At 71.9% G+C, this 17,868-nt stretch carries 14 protein-coding genes; 3 read left to right on the top strand and 11 right to left on the bottom strand.

Features of this window, described 5'->3' with window-relative positions:
- Positions 1 to 18 precede the first annotated feature (18 nt).
- The 4 genes from ACGFW6_RS23320 to xylB all read right to left on the bottom strand — a co-directional run bounded on the left by ACGFW6_RS23320 (position 19) and on the right by xylB (position 5,501).
- Positions 19 to 1,029 carry an acetamidase/formamidase family protein gene (locus tag ACGFW6_RS23320; RefSeq protein WP_393512987.1) on the bottom strand — a complete coding sequence of 337 codons (1,011 nt, stop codon included), beginning with the start codon at positions 1,027 to 1,029 and terminating at the stop codon, positions 19 to 21.
- Complete coding sequence (locus ACGFW6_RS23315) at positions 1,026 to 2,522, bottom strand: APC family permease (protein WP_393512984.1); 1,497 nt, start codon at positions 2,520 to 2,522, stop codon at positions 1,026 to 1,028. Before ACGFW6_RS23315 ends, ACGFW6_RS23320 begins: the two co-directional genes overlap by 4 nt.
- A 310-nt stretch (positions 2,523 to 2,832) precedes the next feature.
- Positions 2,833 to 4,041 carry an ROK family protein gene (locus ACGFW6_RS23310; RefSeq protein WP_393512981.1) on the bottom strand — a complete coding sequence of 403 codons (1,209 nt, stop codon included), beginning with the start codon at positions 4,039 to 4,041 and terminating at the stop codon, positions 2,833 to 2,835.
- A gap of 14 nt (positions 4,042 to 4,055) precedes the next feature.
- A complete protein-coding gene (gene xylB, locus ACGFW6_RS23305) occupies positions 4,056 to 5,501 on the bottom strand; it encodes a xylulokinase (RefSeq protein ID WP_393512978.1) in 1,446 nt (481 codons plus the stop codon).
- A 170-nt stretch (positions 5,502 to 5,671) separates the two neighbouring features.
- On the opposite strand from xylB, the gene xylA reads away from it, so the two are divergent.
- Both xylA and ACGFW6_RS23295 read left to right on the top strand, forming a co-directional pair.
- The gene (gene xylA / locus ACGFW6_RS23300; protein WP_393512975.1) at positions 5,672 to 6,838 is read left to right on the top strand and encodes a xylose isomerase; all 1,167 of its coding nucleotides are present in this window, start codon (positions 5,672 to 5,674) and stop codon (positions 6,836 to 6,838) included.
- Between the two features lie 209 nt (positions 6,839 to 7,047).
- The gene (locus ACGFW6_RS23295) at positions 7,048 to 7,533 is read left to right on the top strand and encodes a hypothetical protein (RefSeq protein ID WP_393512972.1); all 486 of its coding nucleotides are present in this window, start codon (positions 7,048 to 7,050) and stop codon (positions 7,531 to 7,533) included.
- 170 nt (positions 7,534 to 7,703) lie between these two features.
- Here ACGFW6_RS23295 and ACGFW6_RS23290 read toward each other — a convergent pair whose 3' ends face one another.
- The 3 genes from ACGFW6_RS23290 to ACGFW6_RS23280 all read right to left on the bottom strand — a co-directional run bounded on the left by ACGFW6_RS23290 (position 7,704) and on the right by ACGFW6_RS23280 (position 13,480).
- Positions 7,704 to 9,050 carry an esterase-like activity of phytase family protein gene (locus tag ACGFW6_RS23290; RefSeq protein ID WP_393512969.1) on the bottom strand — a complete coding sequence of 449 codons (1,347 nt, stop codon included), beginning with the start codon at positions 9,048 to 9,050 and terminating at the stop codon, positions 7,704 to 7,706.
- A 243-nt stretch (positions 9,051 to 9,293) separates the two neighbouring features.
- On the bottom strand, positions 9,294 to 10,586 hold the full coding sequence (locus tag ACGFW6_RS23285) for an SWF or SNF family helicase (protein ID WP_393512966.1): 1,293 nt from the start codon (positions 10,584 to 10,586) through the stop codon (positions 9,294 to 9,296).
- Positions 10,583 to 13,480 (bottom strand): DEAD/DEAH box helicase, encoded by a 2,898-nt coding sequence (locus ACGFW6_RS23280; protein ID WP_393512963.1) that lies wholly within the window; start codon positions 13,478 to 13,480, stop codon positions 10,583 to 10,585. The genes ACGFW6_RS23285 and ACGFW6_RS23280 overlap by 4 nt, the downstream gene beginning before the upstream one ends.
- A gap of 333 nt (positions 13,481 to 13,813) precedes the next feature.
- Here ACGFW6_RS23280 and ACGFW6_RS23275 point away from each other — a divergent pair, with 333 nt between their 5' ends.
- Positions 13,814 to 13,996, top strand: coding sequence for a hypothetical protein (locus ACGFW6_RS23275; RefSeq protein WP_030047209.1), 183 nt, complete (start codon positions 13,814 to 13,816; stop codon positions 13,994 to 13,996).
- Positions 13,997 to 13,999: 3 nt separating this feature from the next.
- Here ACGFW6_RS23275 and ACGFW6_RS23270 read toward each other — a convergent pair whose 3' ends face one another.
- The 4 genes from ACGFW6_RS23270 to ACGFW6_RS23255 all read right to left on the bottom strand — a co-directional run bounded on the left by ACGFW6_RS23270 (position 14,000) and on the right by ACGFW6_RS23255 (position 17,830).
- Positions 14,000 to 15,391, bottom strand: a complete 1,392-nt coding sequence (locus tag ACGFW6_RS23270) for a tannase/feruloyl esterase family alpha/beta hydrolase (RefSeq protein ID WP_393512959.1) — start codon at positions 15,389 to 15,391, stop codon at positions 14,000 to 14,002.
- 209 nt (positions 15,392 to 15,600) lie between these two features.
- Positions 15,601 to 16,587: a hypothetical protein gene (locus ACGFW6_RS23265; RefSeq protein ID WP_393512956.1), complete on the bottom strand. Its 987-nt coding sequence runs from the start codon at positions 16,585 to 16,587 to the stop codon at positions 15,601 to 15,603.
- 135 nt (positions 16,588 to 16,722) lie between these two features.
- Positions 16,723 to 17,025: a hypothetical protein gene (locus ACGFW6_RS23260; protein ID WP_393512953.1), complete on the bottom strand. Its 303-nt coding sequence runs from the start codon at positions 17,023 to 17,025 to the stop codon at positions 16,723 to 16,725.
- Positions 17,026 to 17,305: 280 nt separating this feature from the next.
- On the bottom strand, positions 17,306 to 17,830 hold the full coding sequence (locus tag ACGFW6_RS23255; protein WP_393512951.1) for a PadR family transcriptional regulator: 525 nt from the start codon (positions 17,828 to 17,830) through the stop codon (positions 17,306 to 17,308).
- Between the last annotated feature and the right edge of the window lie 38 nt (positions 17,831 to 17,868).

Genomic DNA, 17,868 nt, shown 5'->3' with positions numbered 1-17,868 from the left:
CTGAGGTCGGCGGGGAGGTCAGCGCAGGGTCGCCGCCGTCTCCCGCAGTTGTGCGTGCACACCCCGGTGCGTCTCGTGCCCGGGCAGCCACTCCTTGCGGATCTTGGCCACGCACGTGTAGTTCGTGTCGCAGACGTTGGCCAGCGGTGACTCGACGGCCTGGGTCGCGAACTGGTACGCGTCCAGCTCACTGAAGCCGTAGTCGCGCACCAGCCACTGCACCAGGTCGAGTTGGGATATCCGAAACGCGTCCTCCAGCGGCCGCGCTGAGCCCGTCGAGATGATGTGTGTGTCCGACTCGATCCGCGGCCACGGTGTGGCGAGGCCCTTGAGCAGCTCGACGATCACCACGGTGTTCATCGCGCACTCGACCGCGACCCCGCACGTCTCGCCCTCGCCCTGGCGGGCGTGTCCGTCGCCGAGGCTGAGCAGCGCGCCCTCGACGTTCACCCCGAGATAGCAGGTGACGCCCGCCCGCATCTCCGGTGTGTCCATGTTGCCGCCGTGCGCGTCGGGCACGAGCGCCGAACGCACCTCCAGATTGGCGGGCGCCACCCCGACGGTCCCGTGCATCGGGTCCATGGGCAGCTCGGCCTCGAAGTCGCTGTCGTGCGCCCGGAACAGCGCCGTACGCCGGGTCCGGTCCAGCTGCCAGATCCAGACCGTCTCCGGCAGGGGCGGCTGGAGCGTGGCCGTGGTGTGCGTCGAGGTGAGCGCGCCGAACAGGGGCACAGTGGTCGACGCGGCCCAGTCCCGCGCCGGTTCGATCGACACGAAATGCACCGCGACCGTGTCACCCGGCTCCGCGCCCTCGATGTGGAAGGGCCCCGTCTGCGGGTTGAGGTAGGGGAATTCGCACACCTCGGACACCAGGTCCTTGTCCGAGCGCACCCGCCCGGCGAAGCAGTCCTCCGTGTACAGGTCGAGCACCGTACCGGGCGCGATGCGAGCCACGGGCGGTGCGCCGCCGAACGTCCAGGCGTACTCGCCGGGCTCGGGTCGCACGGTCAGGATCCGCGGGTCCTTCATCGCTGCACAGCTCCGTTCTGGGGAAGGCCGGCGGGGGAGGAGTCGTCGAGATGGACACGGGCGGTCTCCGCTATGCGCCCGGGGTGGCGCCACATCAGCACGACCAGCACCACTACGCCGGTCACCATCCACACCCCGACCACCGGTCCCGCGTACGACACGGGCGCGCTCAGCTCGGAGACGAAGTCGAAGACGGGCAGGCCGGCCGCGGTCAGCAGCGCCGGCACGAACGCGACGATGCCGAGGAGCGGCAGCAGCAGATGCCGCACCGGCTTGAGTGCCTCGCGCCTGCGGCGCAGGAAATAGCCGGCACAGGCGAGGTTGACCACGATGTACACGGCGATCACGACCGTGACGATCACGGTCGCCAGCAGCAGGAACGCCGTCACGGGGTCGTAGGCGAACCCCAGCCCCAGCACTGCCCCGACCGCGACGGCGGTCTGGACGGCGATACCGGCCACGGGCGAGCGGTACCTGGGGTGCAGTATCGCCAGGAAGCGGGGCAGCACGCGGATGCGGGCCAGGGCGAACGCCGTCCGGGTGGAGACGGTGGCGCACGCGTTGGCGTTGGCGATGGCCGAGTTCACCACGGCCAGGAACACCAGCACCCAGAACAGTCCGAACGACGCCCGGGCCACCCCCTCCCAGGACGCGGCGCCGGACGCACCGAACTCGTGGAACCGGTCCGGTCCGTAGTACACGCTGATGGCGTAGGTCGTGAGGACGTAGAACAGCCCGATGGCGAGGGCCGAGCCGAGTACCGCGCGATGCATCGTGCGGCGTGGGTCCCGCGTCTCCTCGGCCAGTGGTGCCGCGGCCTCGAATCCGGCGAAGGCGAGCACCGTGTACACGGACCCGGCGAAGACCCCGGTGACGCCGGCGTAGCCCTCGGCGGTGTGCGAGGTCCCGAACACCGACAGCGTGTTGTCCCCGCCCGCCTCACCGATCAGCCAGATGGCGAACACCAGCAGCACCAGCACCTCGAAGATGCCGAGGACGGTGCCGAACCGGGCCGAGGTACGCACGCCCAAATACCCCGAGACCGCTATGACCGCGGCTCCCGCGAGCGCCCACGGCCACCACAGGTCCGCCGGATACGAGGACCACTCCTGGTGCAGCGTGCCGGCCGGCGTGAAGCCCAGTTGCAGCAGGAGCAGAGCCGGGACCAGCGCCTCGACGAACACATAGCCCCAGCCCACGAGGAAGCCGAGCGCGGGATGCAGACCTTGCGCCACATACGTGGCCACCGAGCCCGCCGCCGGCAACTCGCGCGCCAGCTCGGCCACGCACGACGCCGTGAACAGGCACGCCACCAGCGCGATCAGGACCGACAGCGGCAGGCTCCCGCCCGCGAACGCCGCGCCAGACGGAATGGACGCCGCGACTGCCGCGGCCGGCGCCATCGCCGTGATGCTCTGGAACAGGACCTCGCGCAATCCGATGGCGTCGCGCCGTAACCCGGTGGCTGCGAGTTCCGTCTTTTCCCCCGACATGTGAATCCCCTCATTCACGCGGATGCGCCGCCCCGCGTCGTCGTGACACGACGGCTGCGCCTCGCGTGAATCACGGTACGGCGCTGGTGAGTCGGGCAGAAGAGGGCGCCGGGTTTCCGTGGACAGCCGTGGGATTGTGGATAACTTGCTCACTCACAAGGGTGAACTCGCCCTGGAAGCAGGCGTGTTCGACTCTGGAGACGGAGACGGAGACGGGTGCCGGGCGCAGCAGCGTGTCCCTGTTCGGCTCTGGAGACGGGCGCCGGGCGTGCCGCGTGTCCGGCTGGCCGCCCACCCGGCACGCCCGGGATCAGGCCCGTTCCGCCACCGCCACCGGATCGTCCAGCACCCCTCGCACCACGGAGTGCGCGGCTCCCAGCAACGGACCCTCGGGACCCAGCCCGGACACAGACACCGGACACGCCGGCCCAGCGGTGCGCCGGTCCAACTCGGCCTCCAGCGAAGGCAGCAACCAGGGCGCGAGCCCGGCCAGCGCACCCCCGAGCACCACGCTCTCGGGGTCCAGGAGATTGACCGCGCCGGTCAGCGCGATACCGAGCGCCGTTCCCGCGTCCCGCAACGCACGCCGGACGTCCTCGTCACCCTCGGCGGCACGCCTGGCCAGCAGCCCGACGCGATCCTCACCGGGCTCGAGTCCGGCCGCGCGCAGCACCGCCTCCTCACCGGCGTACTGCTCCAGACATCCGCGTCCGCCGCACGGGCACTCGGGGCCGTACGGCTCGACGGGCACATGGCCCAACTCGCCGGCGAAGCCACGCGTTCCACGCAGCAGTCCTCCGTCCACCACGACCGCCGCACCGATACCGATCTCCGCCGACACGTGCAGGAAGTCACGCGGGGTGCCGTCGCCGAGCCAGAGTTCGGCGAGCGCGCCGAAGTCGGCCTCGTTGCCCACGGTCAGGGGGAAGTCCGCCGGGAGCAGCCCGGCCAGGTTCGTGTCGCGCCAGTCGAGGTTCGGGGCGCGGACGACCGTGCGGGCGTCGCGCGCCACCAGACCAGGCACGGCGACCGCCAGCCCGGCGGGCCACAGCCCCTCACGCTCGGCCTCGGCTACCACCTCGCGCACGAGAGCGGCGAGTTCCTCGATCACGGGTTCCGGTGCCCTGCCCCGGTTCGCGCCGTGCCGTACGGCCCTGGACCGCACCTCGCCGCGCAGATCGACCGCGCACACGGCGAGGTGGTCGACGCCGATCTCCGCGCCGATCCCGGCGGGACCGTGTCCGCTGACGGCGAGCGCCGACCCGGGACGGCCCACCCGGCCGGGCCGCTCGGGACCGAGTTCCTCCAGCAGCCCCGAGCGGATCAGCTCGTCGACGAGGGTGGACACCGCCGCACGCGTCAGCCCGATACGGGACGCGACGGCGGCACGGGAGAGCGGACCCTCGGCGCTGACGGTGTGCATCACCCGGGCGAGATTTCGGCGGCGCATGCCCTGTTGCGTGTTGGGCAGCGCGCGGCCGGCGCCGGTCGGATGGGCCTCGTGCAGCGGTGTGGTCATGCCTCCGTCAGTCCTCAGTGAGCCTCGGTGCCGCGCTCCAGCAGCGGCGCCGCGTCGGAGAGTACCCCGCTGATCCTGGCCAGCGTCGCCTCGTCGCGTTCCACGGCGTCGAGCACCGGCCCGCGGGCGGTGTTCCAGCGGCGGGCCACCGAGGCCGGATCCTCGCCGGTCAGCAGGCCGGCCGCCTGGGCGGCGGCACCGAGCGCGACCAGTTCCTTGGCCTCGGGGACCTGAACCGGGCGTCCCGACAGCCGCCGTACCGTCTGCTGCCAGGCCGTGCCACGGGCGCCGCCGCCGATGAGCAGCAGCGGGGCCGAGCGGTCCGCGTCCTCGTCCAGGACCAGGTCGAGCGCGCCGAGGAGGGCGTGCACGGCACCGTCGTAGGCGGCCTGGAGGAGCTGGCCCGCGGTGGTGTCGTGGCGCAGGCCGTGCAGGATGCCGGAGGCGTTCGGCAGGTTCGGGGTGCGCTCGCCGTCCAGGTAGGGCAGGAGCGTGAGGCCGGTCGTGGGTTCCACGGCCTCGCGGTCGAGGCCCAGCAGGGTCGCGAGCCGGTCGACGGCGAGCGTGCAGTTCAGGGTGCAGGCCAGCGGCAGCCAGTCGCCGTGTGCGTCGGCGAAGCCCGCCACGGTGCCGGTCGGGTCCGCGGGGCGCCGCTTGGACACGGCGTACACCGTGCCCGACGTGCCGAGGCTCAGCACGGGCGTGCCGGGACGCAGGCCGAGGCCGAGCGCGGCGGCGGCGTTGTCCCCGGTGCCCGGCGCGACGAGGGTGCCCTTGGAGAACGGCAGGTCGTGGCTGTCGCGCACGGTGCCCGCGACCTCGCCGGGCCGCACCACGCGGGGCAGCATCGCCGGGTCGAGTCCCACGTGCGCGAGGATCTCCGCGTCGTACGACTCGGTCCCCGACGCCCACCAGCCCGTCCCCGAGGCGTCGCCGCGGTCGGTGGTGCCCTGCCCCGTGAGGCGTTCCGTGAGGTAGTCGTGGGGGAGACGTACGGCCCTGGTGGCGCGGACCGCGTCCGGCTCGTGTTCGGCCAGCCAGGCCCACTTCGTGACCGTGAAGGAGGCGGCCGGGACCGAGCCCGTCCGCTCGGCCCAGAACTTCGCGCCGCCCAGTTCCTCCGTGAGCCGTCGGGCCTGCGGCGCCGAGCGCACGTCGTTCCAGAGCAGCGCCGGGCGTACCGGCTCGCCGCGGTCGTCCAGTGTGACCAGGCCGTGCTGCTGACCGCCGATCGATACGGCGGCCGCCTCGCGCGCGGCGTCGCCGCACTGGTGCAGCGCCTCGCAGAGCGCCTCCCACCACTGGCGCGGGTCGCTCTCGCGGCCGGCGCCGGAGGACACGGTGTGCGCTGCCTGGCCGCTCGCGACGACCTGCCCGGTCGAGGCGTCGACGACCAGCGCCTTCGTGGACTGTGTGGACGTGTCCACGCCGACGACGAGCGGACCCTCGGCTGCTGACATCGGGCTCTCCCTTTTTCCGCGGCTCTGCGGGCCGTAGCGATCATGCGACAGGGCGTGAGTGTCGAAGACATCGAGTGACAAAGACATCTTGTCTCTTCCCAGAGATGCGACCGCATACTAATTTGTAAACGGCCATGACGAAATAGTCGGATGCAGCAAGGAGCCGCGGCATGAGCTACCAGCCCACCCCCGAGGACAGGTTCACCTTCGGCCTGTGGACCGTCGGCTGGCAGGGACGGGACCCCTTCGGCGACGCCACCCGCCGTGCCCTCGACCCGGTCGAGACGGTGCAGCGCCTGGCGGAGCTCGGCGCCCACGGCGTCACGTTCCACGACGACGACCTGATTCCCTTCGGGTCCTCCGACACCGAGCGCGAGGCGCACATCAAGCGCTTCCGAGAGGCGCTCGACGCGACCGGCATGACCGTGCCGATGGCCACCACCAACCTCTTCACGCACCCCGTCTTCAAGGACGGCGCGTTCACCGCCAACGACCGCGACGTGCGCCGCTACGCCCTGCGCAAGACCATCCGCAACATCGACCTGGCGGCGGAGCTGGGTGCCCGGACGTATGTCGCCTGGGGCGGCCGCGAGGGCGCGGAGTCCGGCGCCGCCAAGGACGTCCGCTCGGCTCTCGACCGCATGAAGGAGGCGTTCGACCTCCTCGGCGAGTACGTCGTCTCCCAGGGCTACGACCTGCGCTTCGCCATCGAGCCCAAGCCGAACGAGCCGCGCGGCGACATCCTGCTGCCCACGGTCGGCCACGCCCTGGCGTTCATCGAGCGCCTCGAGCGCCCCGAGATGTACGGCGTGAACCCCGAGGTCGGCCACGAGCAGATGGCCGGGCTGAACTTCCCGCACGGCATCGCGCAGGCGCTGTGGGCGGGCAAGCTCTTCCACATCGACCTCAACGGCCAGTCCGGCATCAAGTACGACCAGGACCTGCGCTTCGGCGCCGGCGACCTGCGTTCCGCGTTCTGGCTGGTCGACCTGCTGGAGAGCGCCGGATACGCCGGACCGCGCCACTTCGACTTCAAGCCGCCGCGGACCGAGGACCTCGACGGCGTGTGGGCCTCCGCCGCGGGCTGCATGCGCAACTACCTCATCCTGAAGGAGCGTGCGGCCGCCTTCCGCGCGGACCCGGAGGTCCAGGAGGCGCTGCTCGCCTCCCGGCTGAGCGAACTGGTGCAGCCGACCGCGGCCGACGGCCTCAAGTCGCTGCTCGCGGACCGTACGGCCTTCGAGGAGTTCGACGTCGAGGCGGCCGCCGCGCGGGGGATGGCCTTCGAGCGCCTCGACCAGCTGGCGATGGACCATCTGCTGGGCGCCCGCGGCTGAGTCCGCGTATGCGAGCCCGTCCGTGTCCGAGATGACGCGAGTGCCCGCCCGTGTGTGACCCCGGGTCGACAGACCCGGTCACACACGGGAGGGCACGATGACCGGTGTCGGTGCCGAGTGTGCCGGAATCATGCGGTCCGTCGCATGAGCCGGCATTAACTCCCGCGTGGGGCTCGCGTCCTGACCCGCGCGACGGGACCCTGGTCGGTATGGCCATGCCGCCCGTACCCCCACAGCCGCCAGGACCGCCGGGTGACACGCCGCCTTATGGCGGCGGCTTCGGACCACCGCCTCCCGGCGGCTACGGCCACCCTCCAGGAGACGGCGGTCCGCCCTCGTACGGGGGCTGGCCGCCTCCCGAACAGCCGCCCGCGGGCGGCGGACCGGGGCGCCGGCGCACCCCACTCGTCATCCTGCTCGCCGCGATCGTGGCTGTCGGCATCATCGTGGCCGTGGTCCTGGTAGCCACCGGAGACGACGACTCGCCGGACGGCAATCCGCCCGCCGAGAGCAGCACGAGCGGCTCGCCCAAGCCGTCCTTCAGCATCCCTACCGAGCTGCCCAGCAAGCTGCCGAGCGAACTGCCGACGTCTCTGCCGTCGGGCTTCCCCACCGACCTGCCGAGCGATTTCCCGAGCGACCTTCCGAGCGGTCTGGAGTCGCTGCTCCCGTCGCTGGCGGACGACCTGCCCTAGGACATGGGTAGACGACCTGCCCCAGCACAGAAACAGAGGCGATCTGCCCTGGACATGGAAAGGGGAGCGGCACACGCGCGTGCCGCTCCCCGGGCCGCCCCTAACCAGGAGACCTGAGCCGGCCGCCGGATCAGCGGCGCCTCAATGAGCTGTCAGATTCCGGCGCCCGGTCAGATGCCGTGCGGCAGACGCACGTAGATCACGGACGTCTCGATGTTGCTGTCGACGAGCCGCCCCTGGGCGTCGAACGCGCCCGTGCCGTCCGTCATCCCGAAGTCGTTGTCGTTGATCAGGGCGAGCGTGTCGCGGTCCACGCGCGCGATGCCCTCGATCTTCCCGGGCACCCCGGAGACCTTGCCCAGGTCGACGACCAGCCGCTTCGACAGGACCGGCACGCCCGCGGCCGCCGGGTCGTCGAGCTGCTCCAGGGAGGGGGACGTCGTGTCGTCGTCCCAGCCGCTGCCGAGGATGTTCGCCGCACGGTCCAGACGCACCAGCTGGAGCCGGGCGGCCTTGTCGGTGCGCTCCTCGACCAGCAGCCGGTTCCCGCCCACGGCCACGACCGACGAGATCTTCAGCTCGGAGGTGTCGTCCTCGCTCGGGTCCACCACGTTCACCGGGTCGAAGCGGTACACGTACTCCGCGGTGACCGCCTTCTTCTTCGGCGAGAAGCGCAGCAGCCGCGTCGTGCGGGACGCCTCACCGGCATCCGTGTCCGGCAGCGAGAGCGGGCTCTGCACGGCCATCACCAGGTCGCCGCCCGGCAGTTGGGCGAGCCCCTCGAAGCCGCGGTTGATCTTCCGGTGCAGCAGCACGGAGGGCAGCGCCTCCACGACGCGGTAGCCCGCGCCGGTGAGGCCGAGCCCCTCGGGCACGTAGCGCGTGAGGACCTTCCCGCGCGCGGACACGTGCACGAGGGACGGCCCGTACTCGTCGACGAGCCAGAAACTCCCGTCGGCGGCCCGGACTACGCCCTCGGTGTCCAGCCCGTTCGGGTTGTGCGTCAGAGGGTTCCGCGCGTCATAGGTGTACGGCGCCTCGTCGCGCCCCTCCTGGTTCGACAGGCCGGTGACCGGCTTCCCGGAAGCCGTCGTGATCGGGATCGCGTCGAGCACCTTCACGGTGTCGCCCGTGACCCGGATCTTCACGATCGCCGGGTCGAAGCCCGGCACCGGGAAGGTGCGGCGCTTCGTGCCGTCCACCTTGATCTGGCCGTTCGGGCCGCGGTCGGTGACCGTCCAGAACTCGCCCTTGCGGCCCGCCGGGTAGATGTCGCTGCCGATGCCGCCCAGGTCCACGCCCCGGTCGTTGTCGACGCTGCCGGGCAGCAGTGCGTTGCTGAACGTGCCGAGCGGGATGTCGCCGAGCGTGGCCGAACGCACGACGTGCGCCTCGCCGTGCCTGTCCCCGCTGCCGGAGGCGGGCCCGGCGGCCACGAGCGCCGCGATCACGGCGAGGGGGACGCCCCCGGCGACGAAACGGTGAGCGTTGCGCCGGACTGTGGCGTGCGGGGACATTCGGGCCTCCTGAGGACCAAGTTCGCTGACAGCGGCCAGATTTGGAGCCCGCGCGGAACGCCGTACGACCGAAAGGTGAACGCGGAACGACGGGCGCTCGTCGAGCCGATGTCGGAGTCGGCGGGATGAACTTGCGCCTCCTGCAGTCCAGTTCGCGACGCGACGCAGCCGACGGGCTGCAGGAGAGGGACGCGGACCCACGCGGTGTCGGTCAGCCGCACCCGTCCAAGCCCCTGGCGTGCTCTACGCCTGCTCCTCGTCCGCGAGACGCACGGAGGCCAGCGCCGTGGCCGGATCCTTCGCCGGGCCTCCCGCGGGCGCCCAGCGGCCCCGTTCCTTGCGATACGGCCACCAGCGCCCGTCCCGGCCGAGGCGCAGCTGCCAGGGAGCACCCACGACCGTCCACCGGTTGCCCTTCGCCCGCAGAGAGGGCCGTTCCTCCTCGTCCCAGGCCGACTCCAGAGCGGCACGCGCGCGTGCGAGCGTCTCGCCCTCCACGATCCACTCCTCGTCGAGCGCGGACAGCGCCGCGACACCTCCGAGCCGCCAGGCTCGCACGGCCGTCGCCAGCCCTTCCCGGCTGCGTCCCGAACCGTCGGCCAGCCGATCGGCCACGCTCGCCGTGGGGGATCCGGCAGCGAGGCGGACGACGTCCTGGTCGAGCCGCAACTCCGCTTCGGCGAGACGCTGTTCCCCATCCGTTCGCAGGGCCTGAGCGAGCAGACGGTGTGCTTCCTCGGCGGTTCGGGCAGCCAGGTACTCCAGGGCGTCGGGGTCGACGCCGGGCCCGGCGGGTGCCTCGGTGTCCAGGGCCGGCGGCGTTCCGGGCTCGGCGGGTAGCTCGGGGAGTGCGGGCAACGAAGGCAGGATGTCGCCCGTCGCGCAGGCCTCCGCGGCGTCCACACCCTCCGGCTCGGAAAGCGTGGATCGATCGGACGACCCGGGCCGGCTGGTGGCGGTCGCGGTGCTGCGTGCCTGGAGGTCGCTCAGAAGGTCGCGTTCGCCCCGGCCGCGCAACAGCAGCAGGACGAAGGGGTCCTGGTCCAGCAGCCGAGCCACCTGGTAGCACAGGGCGGCTGTGTGCAAGCAGTGGTCCCAGGCATCACAGCCGCACTCCGGCTCCAGATCGCCCATGCCGGGCAGCAGTTCGATGCCGGTGGCCGCCGCGTCCTCCACCAGGTGCGGCGGCATCTCACGGTCCAGCAACGCGGCCACATGCCCGGCCCGCTCCACGGCCATGCTCAGGAAGCCGTCCCACTGCTGCGGCGTCAGCTCCTCCAGCAGCACGTCGGCCCGGTGCGCCGTACGGTCACGGCCCTGCACCACGGCCGTGATGCGTCCAGGGCGAACCGACACCGCGCCGACGGCCCCGGCGCGCGCGAGTCTGCGGCCGGCTTTGAGCTGCCCCGAGTCGAGCGCCGTCTCCTCCAGCGCCCTGAGCCAGGCCAGGCCCCACCAGGTCTGCGCGAATCCCCGCCCGTGCGCGGGCGGCAACGCGGCGAACGTCCGCTCCAAGTCACCGTCGTACCCGGTCATCGCGTGCCCCCTCGCAGCTCCACCAGATCGGCCAACTCCGCGTCGGTCAGCTCCGTCAGTGCCGCCTCGCCCGCGCCGAGCACCGCGTCGGCGAGTTCCCGCTTGCGGCTGAGCATGTCGGCGATGCGGTCCTCGATCGTGCCCTCGGCGATCAGCCGGTGCACCTGCACGGGACGGGTCTGGCCGATGCGGTACGCGCGGTCGGTGGCCTGCGCCTCCACGGCGGGGTTCCACCAGCGGTCGTAGTGCACGACGTGCTCAGCGCGGGTGAGGTTCAGGCCGGTGCCCGCCGCCTTCAACGACAGCAGGAACACCGGCACCTCACCGTCCTGGAACCGCCGCACCAGGGCCTCGCGTTCCGCCACGGGCGTGCCACCGTGCAGGAACTGCGAAGGGACACCGCGAGCCTTCAAGTGCTGTTCGATGAGGCGTCCCATCTGCACGTACTGCGTGAAGACCAGCACGCCCGCCCCCTCCGCGAGGATGGTGTCGAGCAGCTCGTCCAGCAGTTCCAGCTTCCCCGAGCGGTCGGCGATTCGCGGCCGCTCCTCCTTGAGGTACTGCGCCGGGTGGTTGCAGATCTGCTTCAGGCCCGTCAGCAGCTTCACGATCATGCCGCGCCGGGCCATGCTGTCCGCTTCGGAGATCTCGGCGAGCGTCTCGCGGACCACCGCCTCGTACAGGCCCGCCTGTTCCGTGGTGAGCGACACGGCGCGGTCGGTCTCGGTCTTGGGCGGCAGCTCCGGCGCGATGCCCGGGTCCGACTTACGCCGTTGCAGCAGGAACGGGCGCACCAGGCGGACGAGGCGTTCCGCGGCGGCCGGGTCCTGTGCGCCCTCGACGGCTCGGGCGTAGCGCGAGCGGAAGGTGCCGAGACGGCCCAGCAGCCCCGGGGTCGTCCAGTCGAGGATCGCCCACAGTTCGGACAGGTTGTTCTCCACCGGGGTGCCGGTGAGCGCCACGCGTGCGCGTGCGCCGATCGAACGCAACTGCCGCGCGGTCGACGAGTAGGGGTTCTTCACATGCTGGGCCTCGTCCGCCACGACCATGCCCCACGGCACCTCCGCCAGGCGGCTCGCGTCCAGGCGCATCGTGCCGTACGTCGTGAGTACGAACTCCCCGTCCGCCACCGATTCCAGGTCGCGCCGTGCCCCGTGGAAGCGGCGCACGCGCGTGCCGGGCGCGAACTTCTCGATCTCACGCTGCCAGTTGCCCATCAGGGAGGTGGGGCACACCACCAGGGTCGGGCCCGCGGACGATGTGTCGGACTGCCGGTGGAGGTGCAAGGCGATCAGCGTGATCGTCTTGCCGAGGCCCATGTCGTCGGCCAGGCAGCAGCCGAGGCCGAGGGACGTCATCCGGGCCAGCCAACTCAGGCCCCGTCGCTGGTAGTCGCGCAACGTCGCCGCGAGCGCGGCCGGCTGGTCCACCGGCTCCTGTCCCTCGGGGTCCGCCAGGCGTTCACGCAGCGCCGACAGCCAGCCCGTGGGACGCACCTCGACCTGTCGGCCGTCCACCTCGGTGGAACCCGTCAGAGCGGCGCCGAGCGCGTCGATGGGTGTCACCTTGCGGTCTTGCTGCGCACGGGCGCGGCGCACCTCCTGCGGATCGACGACGACCCACTGATCGCGCAGGCGCACCACGGGACGGTTCGCCTCCGCCAGCCGGTCCAGCTCCTCCCGCGTGAGCCGCTGGTCGCCCAGCGCGAACGACCAGTTGAAGGCCAGCAGCGAGTCGGCGGACAGAAAGGACGGCGAGTCCGAGGAGAGCCGGACCGCCGCTGACGCGTCCTCCGGCGGACCGATCACCGCGTGGGCGGTGAGATCGCGTGCCAGATGCTTCGGCCAGTGCACGTCCACGCCCGCTCCGGCCAGAGCTCGGGCGCCCTCGCCGAGGAGGTCGGTCACCTCGTCGTCGGCGAGCTCCACGGAGTCCGGCACGGCCGCCGAGAGCAGGGGCGTCAGCGAAGCCCACGCGCGTGCGGCGCGGCGCAGTGCCAGCAGGACGTCCATCCGCGCGCGTGGGCCGAACGCGTCGGATCCCGCCCACACGTCGGCGGCATCCGCCACCAGCGTCGGATCGCTCACGCTGTGCACCTGGAGCACCGCCCGGAACGACAGTGGGGTGTCCTCCTGTGTCGCCTCGGCGAGACCCGGCACCTCGAGGCGCAGGGAGAGCCGCACGCCCGCGTCGTGGCCGGCTGCGACGTCGGCGGCCCACGTGCGGAGCGCGGGCGCGTGCTGCGGCTCCTGTGCCGCGTAGGCGGGGCCGCCGGTCACGAGTTCGGCCGCACGGGTGCGGGGGAGCGCGTCGGCGACCGCATCCAGGAAGGCCCGCAGCAGCCGCTCCGGATCCGGCAGCCGCAGGGGCTCCGCGTCCTTCAGGGGCACCGCGTGCGCTTCGGGCGGCATCGAGGCGGCGAGAGCGCGGATGCGTTCCACGTCCTCGGGACGCAGGGGACCGACCCGCCAGGCGTCGTGGTCGTTCGGCGAGAGGCCCGGCAACAGCAGTCCACGTGCCACGAACTGCAGGGCCAGCACGGTGGCCGTGCCCCAGAAGACTCCGGCTCGGGGCGCCTGCGCGGCGGTACGCGCGCGCGTGAGGACGGGCAGAGCGGCACGCACGGGGAGCAGAACGGCCGGCACACTCACCCGCTCCACGCCCTCCCCGCCTTCCTCGCGGGGCCGGACGACCTCCAGTTCCTCGGCGGATCCGGATTCGACGAGCGGCACCGCGCCGCCGTCAGCCCGCCAGAACGCGACCCGGCCGGTGCGCGCCGGGTCGCCGGGTACGAAGACCGCGCTGCAACCGGCCAGTTCGGAGAGCTCGGACGGTGTCGCATCGGGAAGCCTGGGCACAGCTCTACCGCACTCCTCAAATTTGACTACTCTCATCGGAGTGGTCGAGGGTACAGCACTCGGCAGCCCACCTGACGCGGTGATCATGTGACCTGGGTCATGCTTGTCCGGGCTGGGTATTCCTCCAGTGGGGAGTCCGGGGAGCCGGCCGAGCGCGGGCCCGGGCGCCGACCGTGCGGACAGCGGCCGTCGACCGCGTCCCGACCGGGTCCCGACCGCGTCCCGACCGGGTCCCGACCGTCCCGGGGCCTGCGCGACCAGTAGGGGCCGCACCTCAGGGTCGTCTCAGGGTCGCGGTCCGGAACTGCCGGGAGCGCGGACCCGTTTTCAGGACAGAGAGCGGCAGTGGCCGCGAAGGAGGCGACGCACATGTCGAAGAACGCGAAGATCGCCGCGGGAGGTGTGGCGGCCGGCCTCATCCTGTTGATCTGGCTGCCGTGGTGGGCCGCGCTGCTGATAGTCCTGGGAGTACCGGCCGCCGCCTACCTCACGCTCGACCCGTCACAGCGGCGCAGGCTGCGCCGTGTCTCACGCAAGGAGCTCGGTCGCTGACGATCACCCTGCCGCCGGCGCGGCAGGGGAGGACAGTGCGCACGAGTTGAGTACCTCGCCGCTCGCGGGCCTGCCGATGGTCCGGTCCGCGGGCGGTCGCGTGCCTCGCTCCACCCACGAGACCAGCGTGTCGAACGCCGACCGGTAGCAGGGCAGGATCGGCCGGAGCCGCTCGGGATAGGTGTCGTACAGCCCGTCGACGTGCGTGCCGCCCGCGATCGTGTAGTAGCGGTGCAGCAGGCCCCGTCCGTTCGAGTCGATCATGCGCGCGTACACGTCCGAGTCGGCCGCCTTCGGCAGCAGCGCGTCCAGGTCGCCGTGCAGCGTGATCAGCGGTCGGCCGATACGGCCGGTCAGGGCGACCCGGGCCACGGCACGGTGGACGGACGCGGGGCGCGACGCGTAGTCGTACGTGGCGTCGGACGGGCACGGCGCCAGGATCTGGGCCGGGGTGGTACCGGCGGTCGGGCCGGGGCAGCCGGGGTCGTACGCCGGGTCGAACTCGGCGCGGTAGATCTTCTGCGTGACCCCCCAGTAGGCCTGCTCGTGGTACGGCCACAGGAACTCTGAGCCGCGCGCGAAGCCTGCCGCGTACAGATCCTCGTCCTGAGCGGAGCCGAGCATGCGGGCCACGGCCGTGGGCAGGGAGGTGAGCAGGCTGGGGCCGTCCGCCGTCCACAGGGCGCCCTCCCAGTCCACCCCGCCGTCGTACAGCTCGGGATGGTTCTCGAGTTGCCAGCGCGTGAGGTACCCGCCGTTGGAGATGCCGGTCATGTAGGTGCGGCGGGGGGAGTGCCCGTAGCGCTGGGCCACCGCCTTGCGTGCGGCGCGGGTGAGCTCGGTGGTTCTCGCGTTCCACTCGGCGACCGCGTCACCGGGCCGTTTGCCGTCCCGGTAGAAGTCGGGGCCGCTGTTGCCCTTGTCCGTCGCGGCGTAGGCGTAGCCGAGGGCGAGTACCTGGTCGGAGATCGCCGTGTCGGTGGCGTACTGCTTACGGGTGCCGGGGGCCCCGGTGACGACCAGCCCGCCGTTCCAGCGGTCCGGCAGCCGGATCACGAACTGCGCGTCGTGCTGCCAGCCGTGGGTGGCGTTGAACCGGGAGGAGTCGGGGAAGTAGCCGTCGATCTGGATCCCGGGAACCCCTGTCGGGTTCCGGGTGCCCCGTGCCGTCAGCCCGGCCTGGTCGGCCATGTCGGTGTAGGGGGTGCCGGCCAGTGCGGCCGTCGTGAGATCCGGGAGACAGGCGCTCTGCTGGAGGGCTGCGCCCGGCACGCTCACCCGGTCCTGGCGGGCGCAGTGCTCTCCAACTGGCGTGGCGGTTGCGGGAGTCGGCGCACAGACGGCAGCGGCCAGCAACGTGGCGGCGACGAACGGTACGGCCCGGGACAGGCGCATGACGGCCTCCTGGCAGAGGGGAGACGGGACATAGGGACAGCGGAACCGCGAAGCTGCCTCATGGTGCGTGTCCGGCTCCGGCCCAACCATGGGTTGGGCCCACATGGAACGCGGCCCTCAGATGGGGTCCCGGGACAGGGTGCTGGAGGGGGCGGTGGGGATGCCCGAGACTGCCGCGGCGACGTCGGCGCGTCGCCGCGTGCCCGGGCTCAGAGCGGGCGTACGGCCATCTTGTCGAGTGCCTCCAGGAGGCCGGGCAGCTCCGGTCCGCGGCCTACGGGGAGGACCTCGCCGGGCTCGTCGTCCAGGAGCACGAACGCGATGTCGTCGGTCCTGGCGACCAGCGACCAGCCGGGGCCGTCCGCGCGCAGGGTCCGTGCGTCGCCGGGGGCGAAGGACGACCGGACGCGGCCGAGGGGCGGCGGGGATTCGACGTAGGCGCGTGCCTCCGCGAGGACCCGCAGGATGCCGCTGTGGCCGCTTTGCTTGTCGGCCTGTCCGCTCCCGCTGTGCTCGCCCGAGCTCTCGCTTTCACCCGGACCGGAGTCCGCGTCGGCATGTGTGTCCTCAGCCTCGGCGGCGTCCTCGGTGCCCCCTGCCCTGGACGTACCGCCCGGCTCCGGCGCACCGCCCGGTTCGGCTGTACTGCCTGCCGCGTCCGCGTCACCCGACGCCGCGCCGCCCGGCTGGGCGAACTCGGTGTCGTCGATCTGCTCCCGCCAGATCGCCCATTGCAGGGCGATCTCGTCGGCGCCCAGACGTCGCTGCGCCGGGCCCCAGACACTCGTGTCCGGCGGTGTCAGGGGCGGGCCGTCCGCGATCTCCGGGTCGGGATCGTGCGGTGCCGGCACATTGGGCGCGGCGACGGCGACGGCCAGCGGCCAGCCGGGCAGAGCGGCGACGACCGTACGTTCGTCGGGCGACAGGTCGTACTCCATGCCGCAGTCCCACGACGCGATGGCGACGGCGACCAGGGAGACGTCGTCGATGACGACGGTCCATCGGGCGCCGTCACCGTCCTGGCCGAGGACCAGGCCGTAGCCGTCGGCGAGCGGCGCGAGGCCGAGCGCCCCGCAGGCCTCCGGATAGTCGTCGCCCAGCACGCTCGGGAACTTCGCCGGCGTCAGCAGCACCGCCGTGAGCACGTAGAGCGCATCGTCCGCGGCGGCGACGGCCTCCTCGTCCGTCCCGGCCATCCCAGCCTCCCCATCGGTTCGTCCATCGGCGCGCACCCTAGTGCGACCGGAAGCCGCTTGTCACGACTCCCAGGCACCCGGAGCTGCAGTTTTCCGGCCGGACGGGGCGAAACGACCCCGATTTTGCCATCGCGGTCAGGCCGCGGGGAGCCCGAGGAGGGACCGTGCCACCGTCTGCGGCGACTCGTCGCGCTCACGGGCGAGCGCGATGACGGCCCGGCACGCCAGCTCGTTCACCCCGAACGACAGTGCTTCCGGGGACACCCAGCCGGCTGCCTCGTCGATCTGATCCTGGTCGTCCTCCGCACAGGCCGACACGTAGACGGCGGCGGCCTCGAACAGGTTGTGCGTGTGCCTGTCCCTGTCCCGGTCCGTCTCCGGCTCCGCGCGAAAGGCATGCAGGAATCTCACCCACGACTTTTGTACCCTGCCCCACATATCGACCACCTTCCCCCTCTTTGTGGTGCCACGGTTGATCCTGTTTGTGGTGCCATGGCTGATCGTTCATCTCATGCTATTCAACGTAGAGTTGGAGTCTCGGCGGCAGAAGAGGGGCGACGCGGTGAAGGGCTCGCCACTGCTCGAACGCCGCGCGCGGGCGGTCGCCCGGTCGGTCTCTGTGTGCTCGTGCGCCCCTGTACGCCCCCGCTGCCCGTCTCGGGGCAGCCGGCTTCTTCGGCCGCACCGGCTTCCGCAGCACCCTGGATGCTCCGCGTGCTCAGCCGTCGAGTGAGGCGATCGTTTCGCGCAGCCAGGTGAGTTCGGCCTGGGAAGTGGCCCGCGCGATGGTCAGAATGCCGCGCCGGAAGGGGTCGTCCAGTTCTTCGGCGGGCAGTGGCCGGTCGCCGTCGTAGAAGAAGCTCGCGGGCTCTTCCAGGAAGGCCAGCCGGCGCCGGAGTACGGCGGACTGGGCGGCCGCGTCGTCCAGGTGCCGTAGGAAGGCGAGCACGGTGAACCACCGGTTCTCGTCGCTGATGTCGCGGGGGTCGGGCTCGGCGAGTCGTCGGCGCAGTTCCCGGCGGCCGTCCTCGGTCAGCGTCAGGACATGACGCGGGGCGGCCACCGATCCGGGCTCCGTGGCCCGGGCCAGCAGGTCCGCCTTCTCCAGCCGCTTGATCGCGGGATACAGCGTGCTCTCCGCGACCGGTTTGACGTGCCCGGTCAGTGCCGCGATGCGCTTGCGCAGCTCGTAGCCGTGGAGCGGGGTGTCGCACAGGAAGCCGAGGATGGCGAGCTCAAGCATGCCCACATTGTGCCTTGAAGCCGCTGTACATCTCAGAC

Origin of the sequence: Streptomyces sp. Y7 (assembly GCF_043195415.1) — a bacterium.
Lineage (GTDB): Bacteria > Actinomycetota > Actinomycetes > Streptomycetales > Streptomycetaceae > Streptomyces.
The sequence above is the reverse complement of the archived record's forward strand: the minus strand, read 5'-3'. Positions and strand labels throughout refer to the sequence as shown.

Bases quoted from the DNA above. Each gene is read 5' to 3' on its own strand.
- ACGFW6_RS23320 (WP_393512987.1), bottom strand. From the start codon at position 1,029: ATGAAGGACCCGCGGATCCTGACCGTGCGACCCGAGCCCGGCGAGTAC.
- ACGFW6_RS23315 (WP_393512984.1), bottom strand. From the start codon at position 2,522: ATGTCGGGGGAAAAGACGGAACTCGCAGCCACCGGGTTACGGCGCGAC.
- ACGFW6_RS23310 (WP_393512981.1), bottom strand. From the start codon at position 4,041: ATGACCACACCGCTGCACGAGGCCCATCCGACCGGCGCCGGCCGCGCG.
- xylB (WP_393512978.1), bottom strand. From the start codon at position 5,501: ATGTCAGCAGCCGAGGGTCCGCTCGTCGTCGGCGTGGACACGTCCACA.
- xylA (WP_393512975.1), top strand. From the start codon at position 5,672: ATGAGCTACCAGCCCACCCCCGAGGACAGGTTCACCTTCGGCCTGTGG.
- ACGFW6_RS23295 (WP_393512972.1), top strand. From the start codon at position 7,048: ATGGCCATGCCGCCCGTACCCCCACAGCCGCCAGGACCGCCGGGTGAC.
- ACGFW6_RS23290 (WP_393512969.1), bottom strand. From the start codon at position 9,050: ATGTCCCCGCACGCCACAGTCCGGCGCAACGCTCACCGTTTCGTCGCC.
- ACGFW6_RS23285 (WP_393512966.1), bottom strand. From the start codon at position 10,586: ATGACCGGGTACGACGGTGACTTGGAGCGGACGTTCGCCGCGTTGCCG.
- ACGFW6_RS23280 (WP_393512963.1), bottom strand. From the start codon at position 13,480: ATGAGAGTAGTCAAATTTGAGGAGTGCGGTAGAGCTGTGCCCAGGCTT.
- ACGFW6_RS23275 (WP_030047209.1), top strand. From the start codon at position 13,814: ATGTCGAAGAACGCGAAGATCGCCGCGGGAGGTGTGGCGGCCGGCCTC.
- ACGFW6_RS23270 (WP_393512959.1), bottom strand. From the start codon at position 15,391: ATGCGCCTGTCCCGGGCCGTACCGTTCGTCGCCGCCACGTTGCTGGCC.
- ACGFW6_RS23265 (WP_393512956.1), bottom strand. From the start codon at position 16,587: ATGGCCGGGACGGACGAGGAGGCCGTCGCCGCCGCGGACGATGCGCTC.
- ACGFW6_RS23260 (WP_393512953.1), bottom strand. From the start codon at position 17,025: ATGTGGGGCAGGGTACAAAAGTCGTGGGTGAGATTCCTGCATGCCTTT.
- ACGFW6_RS23255 (WP_393512951.1), bottom strand. From the start codon at position 17,830: ATGCTTGAGCTCGCCATCCTCGGCTTCCTGTGCGACACCCCGCTCCAC.